Genomic DNA, 12,208 nt, shown 5'->3' on the forward strand with positions numbered 1-12,208 from the left:
AAACCTGCCGAACCCCGTCGAGCGGAACACCATGGAACCCATTCACGAGACTGCCGAGCCGATCCTGCTGCGCGACGCGCACGACGGCGTCGTCACGCTGCGCCTGAATCGCCCGCAGCAGTTCAACGCGTTGTCCGAAGCGATGCTCGCGGCCCTGCACGATGCGTTCGACACGCTGGCGGCCGATCCGCACGTGCGCTGCGTCGTGCTGGCCGCCGAAGGCAAGGCGTTCTGCGCCGGGCACGACTTGCGACAGATGCGCGGCAAGCCCGAACTCGACTACTACCGCACGCTGTTCGCGCAGTGCAGCCGCGTGATGCTCGCGATGCGCGCGTTGCCGGTGCCGGTGATCGCGCGCGTGCACGGCATCGCGACGGCGGCCGGCTGCCAGCTCGTCGCCGCGTGCGACCTCGCGATCGCGGCCGATACCGCGCGCTTCGCGGTATCCGGCATCAACGTGGGGCTGTTCTGCTCGACGCCCGCCGTCGCGTTGAGCCGCAACGTCACGGCCAAGCGCGCGTTCGACATGCTGATGACCGGGCGCTTCGTCGATGCGGCGACGGCCGCCGCGTGGGGGCTCGTCAACGAAGCCGTGCCCGAGGACGCGCTCGATGCGGCCGTCGCGCGCAAGGTCGCGGAGATCGTCGCGAAGAGCCCCGCCGCGGTGCGTTATGGCAAGCAGATGTTCTATCGTCAGCGCGAGTTGCCGCTCGACGAAGCCTATGCGTATGCGGGCGACGTGATGGCGCGCAACATGATGGAAGAGGATGCGGGCGAGGGGATCGACGCGTTCCTCGAGAAGCGGAAGCCGACGTGGCGTTCGTGATGCGTTGACGGAGGCGGGCGGGGAGCGCGTCGTATCGCGTCGTTGTGAGCAACGCGCAACGACGTATCGCATCGTCGCTGGTGCGCGTCGGCGGGGCGCCATAAACGCAGACAGGCCGCCAAGGCAGCCCGCAGGTAAGTACACGGTATGCGCGGCGACGCGGTTGCGCACCGCCGCACTGCAGCAGCGACGCCGGTCAGCGCCCGTAGCTGCCCGTCCGCAGCGCTGGCTGCACGCTCGCCGCACCGGGCGGCACGATCACGACCGGCACGCGGCGCGCGAGCGCGCACATCAGCTCATAGCCGATCGTGCCGCTGGCTTCCGCAACATCGTCCACCTTCACCTGGTCGCCCCACAGCTCGACGCGCGAGCCGATGCCCGCGTTCGGGCACGGCGTCAGGTCGACGGTCAGCATGTCCATCGACACGCGGCCGACGACGCGCGTCATCACGCCGTCCACCGCGATCGGCGTACCGGTCGGCGCGTGGCGCGGATAGCCGTCTGCGTAGCCGCATGCGACCACGCCGATCCGCATCGGCCGGTCGGCCGTGAAGCGGCGGCCGTAGCCGACCGTTTCGTCGGGCGCGAGCGTCTGCACGCCGATGATCTTGCTGCTCAGCGTCATCGCGGCCATCAGCGGCGTGTCGGCGATATGCCGCGCCGCGCCGGTCGGCGACGCGCCGTACAGGATCGTGCCGGGTCGCACCCAGTCGCGGTGCGCGCGCGGATGCCACAGCACGGCCGCCGAATTCGACACCGAGCGCTCGCCCGGAATCCCGGCCGTGGTCGCGTCGAACTGGTCGAGTTGCCAGTCGACCTCGCCTTCGTCGGCGTTCGCGAAATGCATCATCAGCGTGATCTTGCCGATCGACGGCGCACTCGCCGCGCGTTCCCACGCGGCGCGGAACGCGGCCGGCCGGTAGCCGAGCCGGTTCATGCCGGAATTCATCTTGAGCTGGATGTCGATCGGCTGCCGCGGCTTCGCGGCGATCAGCAGGTCGAGCTGTTCGTCGCAATGCACGGCGACCGTCAGCCGGTGGTGATCGGCCAGCTCGACGTCGGCCGGCTCGAAGACGCCTTCGAGCAGCAGCACGGGCTTGTCCCAGCCGAGTTCGCGCACGCGCACGGCTTCGTCGAGATCGAGCAGCGCGATGCCGTCGGCGGCCGCGAGGCCCGGGTAGATCCGTTCGATGCCGTGGCCGTACGCGTTGGCCTTGATCACGGCCCACACGCGCGATTGCGCGGCGGTGCGGCGGATGAAGTCGAGGTTGTGGCGGACGGCGTCGGGGCGGATATGGGCGACGATGGGACGGGGCATGGCAAGGGCTCGGGTCGGATGTCGTTCGGCGCACGGCGGCGCGGAGGGAAACGGGCCGGCTGGCGCGATGGCGCGTCAAGCCAGTGTCGAGCGCTATCTTATTGGTGTTCGACCAGTTTTAATTAACGTATTTGTCGACGATTTGGTGGAAATTTTGGTGTCGTCGCGGCCCGGGCGCCTTCCCCGGCGGCCTGCGCGGCCGAGTCTCCCATCTAGAAAACCGGTGCCCGAACGGCACGGCGCAATGCTAAGCTCTCGGCGATCTTGTCATTGATCAATGTAATCATAACGGAGGAGACTTTGATGACGACGTCCCAGCTGTGCCTGTTCATCGTGGCGCTGTTGCCGTTCCCGATGACGTTTCTCGCCAAGGCCCGCAAGGGGTACGACAACTGCGCGCCGCGCGACTACCTGGCGAAGCTCGAAGGCTGGCGGGCCCGCGCCCAGGCCGCCCATCAGAATGCGTGGGAAGCGCTCGCGCTGTTCACCGCCGCGCTGGTGGTGGCGTGGCACAACGGCGCGAACGTGCATCGCGTCGACCAGCTCGCGATGGCGTTCGTCGCGATCCGCATCGTCTATGCGTTGATGTACCTGCTGAACTGGGCGTCGCTGCGTTCGCTCGTGTGGTTCGGCGGCATGGCGTGCATCGTCGCGCTGTTCTTCGCCACACCGTAAGCGGCCTGGCATGCCGGCTCTCGTCAGGCGCCGCCCGCGCCTCGTGCGTGACTGTCATTGGATGCGGGCGCAACCTTCTTCGAGACGAACGGCGGCGCGTCCGCTTCGCTGCGCAGGAACGCGATCAACGGATCGAGCAGCCGGTGTCGCGTCGACGGATGGCGGCGTAACACGAAGCGCCATGACGCATCGCGCGAGAGGCCCGGCACCAGCGGCACCAGACGCCCGCTGCGCAGTTCGGGCTCGATCAGCGGCACGCGGCCGAGCGCAATGCCCGCGCCGCCGACGGCCGCGCCGATCACCTGGCTGAAACTGCTGTAACGGACGATCTTCGTGTCGAAGTCGTCCGGCAAGCCGAAATGCACCGCCCAGTTGCGCCAGTCGATCTCGGGGCTGTCCTCGTGCATCTCCTGCAGCAGCCGCGAGCGGCAGACGTACCCCGATGCGTACGGAAACAGCTCGGGGCTGCAGACCGGAAACACGGTTTCCCGCATCAGCACGTCGTCGTCGGCGCGCAGCCGGTGCGCGGGCACGTGCACGATCGCGAGGTCGACGCCGCTGCGCGCGAAATCCGGCTCGTCGTCGAGCACCACCGCATGCAGCGGGGTATCGGGATGAAGCGACGAGAATTCCGCCAGCCGGCGTGCGAGCCACATCGACGAAAACGGCGCGTTGGCGGATACGGTGAGCCGTTGCGCGGTGCCGCGAATCTCGGCGCACGCGTCGTTGAGACGCGACAGCGCATCGCTGACGGCCGGCAGCAGGCGCGTACCGGCCGGCGTGAGGCTGATGCCGCCGAGCCCCGTGCTGCGTTCGAGCAGCCTTGCACCCAGCGATTCCTCGAGCGAACGGATCTGGTGGCTGACCGCGCTGGTCGACACGTTCAGCTCGACCGCCGCGCGCGCGAACCCGCCGAGGCGGACGGCCGCCTCGAAAGCACGCAGTGCGCTGAGGGGAGGAAGGTGCGACATGCGGGGTATTGTAGTTGACTCAACACCCGTTGAAAAATCATCTTTTGCCGCGCGCGGGCGGCGCGGGTAGCCTCGATCCGGTCAAGAAAAACGCAACGAAACACCGACTGGAGGCTTCATGTATTTCGACCGACGACTATGGGCAATGATGGCGGGATTGCGCTGGCGGGTGGCGGCGGCCGTCGCGCTCGGGCTGCTCGCGATGGGTGTCGGCATCCTCCGCTTCGTATTCCTCGGCCGCGTGCTGGCGCTGGTTTTTTCCGGCGCGCCGGCGCGCAGCATCGGCGAAGCCGTCGTTGCAACGGCGGCCTGTGTGCTGTTGCGTGCGTGGCTCGATCATCGCCGCACGGTGCTTGCGCAGCACACGGCCGGCCGCGTGCAAGCCACGCTGCGCGCGCGGCTGTTCGACCGGATCGCCGCGCTCGGCCCCGCATGGTTCAGCGGCGAACGCACGGGCGGCGTGATGCTGGCCGTCGTCGACGGCGTCGAGCAGTTGCAGACCTTCTTCGGCGTCTACCTGCCGCAACTCGTGATCGCCGCGTGCGCGCCGCTGATGATCTTCGCGGTGCTCGCGTGGTGGGACGTGCCGACGGCCGCGGTCCTGCTGGTCGCGGCGCTCGTCACGCTCGCGCTGCCGCAGCTCGTGCATCGTGCGGACAAGCGCGCGGCGCTCGCCCGTTCGGCCGCGTTCAAGGCGTTCGGCGAGGAGTTTCTCGACGCGGTGCAGGGCCTGCCGACGCTGAAGGCGTTCGGGCAGAGCACCGCGTTCGGCGCGAAGCTGGCCGCGAAGGCGCGGGCGCTGTCGGACAGCACGTTCTGGGTGCTCGCGCTCGGGCTGCTGACGCGGCTCTTCACGGATCTGGGCACCGGCCTCGGCGCGGCCGCGGCGATCGCGGTAGGCGCGTGGCGCGTGCGGCACGGCGACATGAGCCTCGAAGCGCTGCTGATCGTGCTGATGGCCGGCAGCGAGATCTTCCGGCCGCTGCGCGACCTGCGCGCGGTGCTGCATCAGGGGATGATCGGCCAGTCGGCGGCGAATGCGATCCATGCGCTGCTCGACGCGGGCAGCCATGCCCCTTCCGTCGACGCACCGCGCGTACCCGGCCTGCGGCCGGAGATCGCGTTCGATCACGTCAGCTTCGCGTATCCGGGGCGCCGCGCGGATGCCCATGCGGCGTTGAGCTTCACCGTGCGCGAGGGTGAGACGGTCGCGATCGTCGGGCCGAGCGGGGCCGGCAAGTCGACCATCGTGCGCCTGCTGCTGCGCCAGCACGACGCGCAGGGCGGCGCGGTCCGGATCGGCGGCCACGATGTGCGCACGCTCGATGCCGACCAGGTGCGCGAGATGATCGCGGTCGTCGCGCAGGATGCGACGCTGTTCGACGGCAGCGTCGCCGACAATCTGCGGCTCGGTCGCCCGGACGCGAGCGACGCGGACATGATCGCTGCCGCGCGCGCGGCCAATGCGCACGACTTTATCTCGGCGCTGCCCGACGGCTACGCGACGCGCATCGGCGAACGCGGGCTCATGCTGTCGGGCGGCCAGCGCCAGCGCATCGCGATCGCCCGCGCGCTGCTGCGCGATGCGCCGATCCTGTTGCTCGACGAGGCGCTGTCGTCGGTCGATGCGGAAAACGAAGCGCTGATCCAGCAGGCGCTCGACCGGCTCACGCGCGGGCGCACGACGCTCGTGCTCGCGCACCGGCTGTCCAGCGTGATCGGCGCCGATCGCATCCTGGTGCTCGACCAGGGGCAGGTGGTCGACGAAGGGACGCATGCGGCGCTGATCGCGCGCGACGGCCCGTATCGCCGGCTGATGGGGCCGCAACTGGAAGCGGTCGCCGAGTCCGTCGGCGCGACGGCGGCGGCGGGCACGACCGCCCGCGCGTCGTCGGGCCCGCAGGTGCGGCCGCTGAACGACGACGCGGCGACGATCGGCTGGCCGGAAACGTTGCAGACCCTGCTGCGCTTCGTGCGTCCGTGGAAGGGCAAGGTGGTGCTGACCGTGCTGTTCGGGATCGGCCGCGTGCTCGCGTTCATCGGCGTCGGCGTGCTCGGCGCGCGGGTGGTCGGCGCGGTGCCGAGCGGTCACGTCGGCACGGGGCTGGTGACCGCGCTGCTCGTGATCGCGCCGGTCGCGGCCGTGCTGCACTGGCTCGAATCGTGGCTCGCGCACGACATGGCGTACCGGCTGCTCGCGGAAATGCGCATCGCGCTGTTCGCGACGCTCGAACGGCTCGCGCCGGCCGGGCTGCTGCGCCGCCGTTCCGGCGATCTCGTGTCGCTCGCGACGCAGGACGTCGAGACCGTCGAATATTTCTATGCGCATACGCTGGCGCCCGCGTTCGTCGCGGTGCTCGTGCCGGCCGGCGTGCTGGTGCTGCTCGCGTCGGTCGCATGGCCGCTCGCGCTCGTGCTGCTGCCGTTCCTGCTGTGGGCTGGGCTCGCGCCCGTGCTGGCCCGGCGCGACGTCGACCGGCTCGGCACCGGCGCGCGCGACGCGCTCGGCCAACTCGGCGCGCATCTGACCGAAACGATCCAGGGCCTCGCGGAACTGACCGCGTTCCAGGCGATCGCGCGCCGGCGCGCGGCATTCGTGGCCGAAGTCGACGCGTATCGCCGGCAGCGCGCGAAGCTGCTCGACGATCTGTCGACGCAAAGCGCCGCGCTGGAAGTCGCCAGCGGGCTCGGCGGGCTGGCGGTCGCGGCGCTCGGCGCGTGGTGGTGCGCACGCGGCGGGTTCCCGCGCGAGTCGTTGCCGCTGCTGGTGTTGGTCGCGGTGGCCGCGTTCATGCCGGTGGCCGAAATCGGCCAGGTCGCGCGCCAGCTTGCCGACACGATCGCGTCGGCGCGCCGCTTGCGCGCGCTGGAGAAGGAACCCGTGACGGTGACCGACGGTGCGCATGCGATGCCCGGCAATCCGGCGGTGCGGTTCGACGCGGCGTCGTTCACGTATCCGGGGCGCAGCGTGCCCGCGCTCGACCGCGTGAGCTTCGAGGTGCCGCCCGGCAGCACGGTCGCGCTGGTCGGCGCGTCGGGCGCCGGCAAGTCGACGGTCGCGAGCCTGCTGCTGCGTTTCTGGGACCCGCAGCAGGGCCGTGTCACGCTCGGCGGCGTCGATCTGCGCGATCTGCGGCTCGACGACCTGCGGCAGCACATCGCGCTCGTCGCGCAGGACACCTATCTGTTCAACGACACGCTCGAGGCGAACATCCGGCTCGCCGCGAACGACGCGTCGGATGAGGACGTGCAGCGCGCGATCGACCACGCGGCGCTCGGCGATTTCGTCGCGCGACTGCCGGACGGGCTCGCGACGCGCGTCGGCGAGCGCGGCGTGCAGTTGTCGGGCGGCCAGCGCCAGCGTGTGGCGATCGCACGCGCGTTCCTGAAGGATGCGCCGGTGCTGATCCTCGACGAGGCGACGTCGCACCTGGACACGATCAGCGAGCAGCAGATCCGCGCGGCGCTGGAGGACCTGATGACGCAGCGCACGTCGATCATCATCGCGCACCGCCTGTCGACCGTGCGCAATGCCGACCTGATCCTCGTGATGGAGCAGGGCGCCGTGATCGAGGCCGGCCGCCACGCGGAGCTGCTGGCACGGCAGGGCGCGTATGCGCGGCTCGTGTCGCATCAGGCGAGCGGAGTCGCGGCGTGAGCGGCGCGGCATCGGTGCGCCGTCGTTCGGCGATGCCGCGCGAATTCCGCAATCTGCGTTGAGCCGCGCCGGCGGTTGCCGGCCTGGCGCCCACGGTCGTCCCGCCGAGGCGGCTGGTTGAATCGCCGGCCGTCCGCGCAAACCGATGTGCGGGCAGCGATGGCGCGGTCGTCATCCTGCCGCACGCGTTGCGCTGGACGGCCGTCGTGCCGGCCCGCGCCAGCCGCTGCAACCTTCCCTTCAGCCCTTTGCCTCGAGCCCGCCTGCACGCCCGCCCCGTGCATGTCGCCCCCCGCCGCCGCTTTCCTCCGATCTATCCGCGCCGCGCGCCGCGGGTTTGCCTCGATGCATTTATTTGTTGCGGACTTTTTTGTTGTCGTAGTATCGCCATTGACAACACTTGTTGCACTAAGGTCTAATTCAACATCGCATGTTGCGGTGCGGCTTGATGTCGTCGTTCCCCGGCCAGCCGGCCGGTTACATCGCTCAACCATGCGGAGAAATGCCATGAGTCGCCGTTCCTTCCTGAAAGCCGTCGCGGTTGCTGCCGCGCTCGGCGCCAGCCTCGCGCACGCGGACACCAAGACGCTCGTCGTCGGGACCGATACGTCGTTCATGCCGTTCGAGTTCAAGCAGGGCGACAAGTACGTCGGCTTCGATCTCGACCTGTGGGCCGAGATCGCGAAGGACCAGGGCTGGAAATACACGATCCAGCCGATGGATTTCGCGGGCCTGATCCCGGCGCTGCAGACGCAGAACATCGACGTCGCGCTGTCCGGGATGACCATCAAGGAAGAGCGCAAGAAGGCGATCGACTTCTCCGCGCCGTACTACGACAGCGGGCTCGCCGCGATGGTGCAAGCCGGCAATACGTCGATCAAGTCGATCGACGACCTGAACGGCAAGGTGATCGCCGCGAAGACGGGCACCGCGACGATCGACTGGATCAAGGCGCACCTGAAGCCGAAGGAGGTCCGTCAGTTCCCGAACATCGACCAGGCCTATCTCGCGCTGGAAGCCGGCCGCGTCGACGCGGCGATGCACGATACGCCGAACGTGCTGTTCTTCGTGAACAACGAAGGCAAGGGCAAGGTGCAGGTCGCGGGCCAGCCGGTCAGCGGCGACAAGTACGGGATCGGCTTCCCGAAGGGCAGCCCGCTCGTGCCGAAGGTCAATGCGTCGCTCGTGAAGATCAAGGCCGACGGCCGCTACGCGCAGATCTACAAGAAGTGGTTCGGCGCCGAGCCGCCGAAGATGTGAGCGTGACCACGCGCCATGGCGCGGCCGGGTGGCCGCGCCGGTCTTGAATCGAACGGGGAGCGACAAGTGAATTTCGATTGGTCGGCGATCTGGGCGGCGTTGCCGGACCTGATGGACGGGGTCCGGTTGACGGTGTTCATCGCATTACTGGGGCTGGTGGGCGGTTTCATCGTCGGGATGATCGCGGGCATGTTCCGCGCATACGGACCGAAGGCGATGAACGTGCTCGCACAGGTCTATATTGAATTGATCCGCGGCACGCCGATCGTCGTGCAGGTGATGTTCCTGTATTTCGCGCTGCCGCTGCTCGCGCATATCCGCATCGACGGCCTGACGGCCGCGATCATCGCGATCACGGTGAATTCCGGCGCGTATCTCGCGGAAGTGGTGCGCGGCGCGCTGCTGTCGATCCCGAAGGGGCTGACGGAGGCGGGGCTCGCGATGGGCCTGTCGATGCCGCGCGTGCTGCTGAAGATCGTCGGGCCGCTGGCGTTCCGGCGGCTGATTCCGCCGCTCGGCAACCAGTGCATCGTGAGCCTGAAGGACACGTCGCTGTTCATCGTGATCGGCGTGGGCGAACTGACGCGCAAGGGGCAGGAAATCATCGCGGGCAATTTCCAGGCGGTCGAGATCTGGAGTGCGGTGGCCGTCATCTATCTGATACTGACCGGCGCGATGACGCTGACGCTGCGGATCGTCGAGAAGAGGATGCGTATCTTATGAGCATGATCGAATTCCAGAACGTGTCGAAGAGCTTCGGCCACGTGCCGGTGCTGAAGAACATCGACCTGAAGATCGACGCGGGCGAGGTGGTCGTCGTGGTCGGCCCGTCGGGTTCGGGCAAGTCGACGATGCTGCGCTGTATCAACGCGCTCGAGAAAATCACCGGCGGCGAGCTGCTGGTCGACGGCCAGAGCGTGCGCGGCAACGCGACGACGATCCGCAACATCCGGCTCGAAGCCGGCATGGTGTTCCAGCAGTTCAACCTGTTCCCGCAAATGACCGCCCTCGAGAACGTGATGTTCGGGCCGATGCAGGTGCGAGGCGCGTCGCGCGCCGACGCGCGTGACCAGGCGATGGCGCTGCTCGACAAGGTCGGCCTCGAATCGCGCGCGAATCATTACCCGTCGGAGCTGTCGGGCGGCCAGCAGCAGCGCGTCGCGATCGCGCGTGCGCTCGCGATCCGGCCGCGGCTGATGCTGTTCGACGAGCCGACGTCGGCGCTCGATCCGGAACTGCGCCATGAAGTGCTGAAAGTAATGCAGGATCTCGCGACCGAAGGGATGACGATGATCGTCGTCACGCACGAGATCGGCTTCGCGAAGCGGGTCGGCACGCGGCTGCTGTTCATGGATCAGGGCGGCATTGCCGAGGACGGCCATCCGGTCGACCTGATCGACCGGCCGCCGACGCCGCGCCTGAAGGAATTCCTGAAACACGTATCCTGAACGGAACCGAACCCGCCGACATGCCGCTTTCCCTTTCCCCCGTCATCGCCGGCACGCCGTTCGACATCGGCGTGCGCCTGGGCGAGCTTGCCCGCCCGGTATTCGACGCGTACATGCAGCAGAGCAGCGCATGGGAGGCCGTGCGCCGCTGGCGCGGTCATCCGTTCGTCGCGGTGCTGCGGCAGGCCGCGCTTGCCGCGTATCCCGATCTCGTCGCGGAGCTCGACGGCATCGCGGCGGGCATCGGCTGGCCGGCCGAGGACATCTTCCTGTGGAACTGCCGCGGCGAGCTGATCCACAACGCGCCGGACGGCTGCACGACGCTCGCCGCTCGCGAGGCGAACGGCACGCGCTGGATCGCGCACAACGAGGACGGCGATCCGTACCTGCGCGAGCGCTGCCTGCTCGTCGACGTGCAGCCGGTGGGCAAGCCGGGTTTCATCAGTTTCTACTACCCGGGATCGCTGCCGGGCCATACCTTTGCCGCGAACCGCGCGGGCATCGCGCAGGCGATCAACAACCTGCGAATCCGCACGCCGGCGCCGGGCGTGCCGCGCATGATCCTCGCGCGCGCCGTGCTCGACGCGACGTCGCTCGACGCAGCCGCCGACGTGCTGCGATCGCATGCGCGCGCGAGCGGCTTTCATCACACGCTCGGGGCGACCGGCGATGCGCGCTTGCTGAGCATCGAGGCGAGCGTCGCACGCTGCTCGATCGTCGACGTCGCGCGGCTGGCCGGCCATGCGAACCATCTCGTGCATCCCGGCTGCGACGCGGAAGCGCAGATCGTCACGCAGTCGTCGGCCGACCGCCAGCGCCGCGTCGATACGCTGACGCCGGGCATCGATACGATCGACGCAGCCGCGCTGCTGAGCGTGCTCGGCGATCGCGCGCCGGAAGGGCTGCCGATCTACCGCGACGATCCGGCCGATCCCGACGACGAGAACACGCTGGCGACCGCGGTGTTCGAGATTCATGACACCGCGATCGACTTCACTGTCCATCAACACGGCACGCAGCGCTTCGCGACGCGTATCGTGCCGTCCGGACGCGCACACCGCGCATCCTGATCCATGAGGCCACGCATGACGACCGTTTTCCATCGCGCCCCGCGCGCCACCTTGCCCGTTGCCGTCGCAGGCGACGGCATCGAGATCATCGATTCGACCGGCAAACGCTATATCGATGCGTGCGGTGGCGCGGCCGTATCGTGTCTCGGGCACAGCAACCAGCGCGTGATCGACGCGATCAAGCGACAGGCGCAGCAATTGCCTTACGCGCATACGTCGTTCTTCACGACCGACGTGGCCGAGGCACTGGCCGACCGGCTCGTCGACGCCGCGCCGGCCGGGCTCGACCACGTGTACTTCGTGTCGGGCGGCTCGGAGGCGATCGAGGCCGCGCTGAAGCTCGCGCGCCAGTATTTCGTCGAGAAGGGCGAGCCGCAGCGCCGTCATTTCATCGCCCGGCGCCAGAGTTATCACGGCAACACGCTCGGCGCGCTCGCGATCGGCGGCAATGCCTGGCGGCGCGAGCCGTTCCTGCCGCTGCTGATCGAAGCGCACCACGTGAGCCCGTGCTATGCGTACCGCGACCAGCAGGCGGGGGAAACCGACGAAGCGTACGCGCAGCGCCTCGCGGACGAGCTCGAACGGAAGATCGTCGAACTCGGCGCGGAAAACGTCGCGGCGTTCGTCGCGGAAACGGTAGTGGGCGCGACGGCCGGCGCGGTGCCGCCGGTGCGCACGTACCTGAAGAAGATTCGCGCGGTGTGCGACAAGTACGGTGTGCTGCTGATTCTCGACGAGATCATGTCGGGGATGGGGCGCACGGGCTATCTGTATGCATGCGACGAAGACGACGTCGCGCCCGATCTGCTGACGATCGCGAAAGGGCTCGGTGCGGGCTACCAGCCGATCGGTGCGACGCTGGTGAGCGACCGTATCTATCGAACGATCGTCGACGGCTCGGGCTTCTTCCAGCACGGTCACACCTACCTCGGCCACGCGACCGCCTGCGCGGCCGCGCTCGAAGTGCAGCGCGTGATCGCCG

General features: G+C 68.7%; 10 protein-coding genes. 8 read left to right on the forward strand and 2 right to left on the reverse strand.

Going from position 1 to position 12,208, the window contains the following annotated elements; all coding sequences use genetic code 11:
• The first annotated feature begins 31 nt into the window (after positions 1-31).
• The gene (locus JMF90_RS07700; RefSeq protein WP_027811768.1) at positions 32-826 is read left to right on the forward strand and encodes an enoyl-CoA hydratase; all 795 of its coding nucleotides are present in this window, start codon (positions 32-34) and stop codon (positions 824-826) included.
• A gap of 196 nt (positions 827-1,022) precedes the next feature.
• On the opposite strand, the gene alr is transcribed toward JMF90_RS07700, so the two are convergent.
• The gene (gene alr / locus JMF90_RS07705) at positions 1,023-2,144 is read right to left on the reverse strand and encodes an alanine racemase (protein WP_011547986.1); all 1,122 of its coding nucleotides are present in this window, start codon (positions 2,142-2,144) and stop codon (positions 1,023-1,025) included.
• 303 nt (positions 2,145-2,447) lie between these two features.
• Here alr and JMF90_RS07710 point away from each other — a divergent pair, with 303 nt between their 5' ends.
• Positions 2,448-2,819 carry an MAPEG family protein gene (locus JMF90_RS07710; protein WP_011547985.1) on the forward strand — a complete coding sequence of 124 codons (372 nt, stop codon included), beginning with the start codon at positions 2,448-2,450 and terminating at the stop codon, positions 2,817-2,819.
• A gap of 23 nt (positions 2,820-2,842) precedes the next feature.
• Here the strand turns inward: JMF90_RS07710 and JMF90_RS07715 are convergent, their stop codons facing one another.
• A complete protein-coding gene (locus JMF90_RS07715; RefSeq protein WP_011547984.1) occupies positions 2,843-3,790 on the reverse strand; it encodes a LysR family transcriptional regulator in 948 nt (315 codons plus the stop codon).
• Positions 3,791-3,908: 118 nt separating this feature from the next.
• Here JMF90_RS07715 and JMF90_RS07720 point away from each other — a divergent pair, with 118 nt between their 5' ends.
• From JMF90_RS07720 to JMF90_RS07745, 6 genes are all read left to right on the forward strand, one after another.
• Entirely contained in the window at positions 3,909-7,448 is a 3,540-nt protein-coding gene (locus JMF90_RS07720; protein WP_011547983.1) for an ABC transporter ATP-binding protein, read from the forward strand.
• Positions 7,449-7,955: 507 nt separating this feature from the next.
• Positions 7,956-8,708, forward strand: coding sequence for a glutamine ABC transporter substrate-binding protein GlnH (gene glnH / locus JMF90_RS07725; protein ID WP_011547982.1), 753 nt, complete (start codon positions 7,956-7,958; stop codon positions 8,706-8,708).
• A 15-nt stretch (positions 8,709-8,723) separates the two neighbouring features.
• Complete coding sequence (gene glnP / locus JMF90_RS07730) at positions 8,724-9,431, forward strand: glutamine ABC transporter permease GlnP (protein WP_011547981.1); 708 nt, start codon at positions 8,724-8,726, stop codon at positions 9,429-9,431.
• On the forward strand, positions 9,428-10,156 hold the full coding sequence (gene glnQ, locus JMF90_RS07735; RefSeq protein ID WP_011547980.1) for a glutamine ABC transporter ATP-binding protein GlnQ: 729 nt from the start codon (positions 9,428-9,430) through the stop codon (positions 10,154-10,156). Before glnP ends, glnQ begins: the two co-directional genes overlap by 4 nt.
• A gap of 20 nt (positions 10,157-10,176) precedes the next feature.
• Complete coding sequence (locus JMF90_RS07740; RefSeq protein ID WP_011547979.1) at positions 10,177-11,226, forward strand: C45 family peptidase; 1,050 nt, start codon at positions 10,177-10,179, stop codon at positions 11,224-11,226.
• 15 nt (positions 11,227-11,241) lie between these two features.
• A partial coding sequence (locus JMF90_RS07745; RefSeq protein WP_201325019.1) for an aspartate aminotransferase family protein occupies positions 11,242-12,208 on the forward strand: 967 nt, incomplete at its 3' end.

This window comes from Burkholderia sp. E168m23 (genome assembly GCF_016586125.1).
GTDB classification, from domain to species: Bacteria; Pseudomonadota; Gammaproteobacteria; order Burkholderiales; family Burkholderiaceae; genus Burkholderia; species Burkholderia orbicola.

Bases quoted from the DNA above. Each gene is read 5' to 3' on its own strand.
- JMF90_RS07700 (WP_027811768.1), top strand. From the start codon at position 32: ATGGAACCCATTCACGAGACTGCCGAGCCGATCCTGCTGCGCGACGCG.
- alr (WP_011547986.1), bottom strand. From the start codon at position 2,144: ATGCCCCGTCCCATCGTCGCCCATATCCGCCCCGACGCCGTCCGCCAC.
- JMF90_RS07710 (WP_011547985.1), top strand. From the start codon at position 2,448: ATGACGACGTCCCAGCTGTGCCTGTTCATCGTGGCGCTGTTGCCGTTC.
- JMF90_RS07715 (WP_011547984.1), bottom strand. From the start codon at position 3,790: ATGTCGCACCTTCCTCCCCTCAGCGCACTGCGTGCTTTCGAGGCGGCC.
- JMF90_RS07720 (WP_011547983.1), top strand. From the start codon at position 3,909: ATGTATTTCGACCGACGACTATGGGCAATGATGGCGGGATTGCGCTGG.
- glnH (WP_011547982.1), top strand. From the start codon at position 7,956: ATGAGTCGCCGTTCCTTCCTGAAAGCCGTCGCGGTTGCTGCCGCGCTC.
- glnP (WP_011547981.1), top strand. From the start codon at position 8,724: ATGGCGCGGCCGGGTGGCCGCGCCGGTCTTGAATCGAACGGGGAGCGA.
- glnQ (WP_011547980.1), top strand. From the start codon at position 9,428: ATGAGCATGATCGAATTCCAGAACGTGTCGAAGAGCTTCGGCCACGTG.
- JMF90_RS07740 (WP_011547979.1), top strand. From the start codon at position 10,177: ATGCCGCTTTCCCTTTCCCCCGTCATCGCCGGCACGCCGTTCGACATC.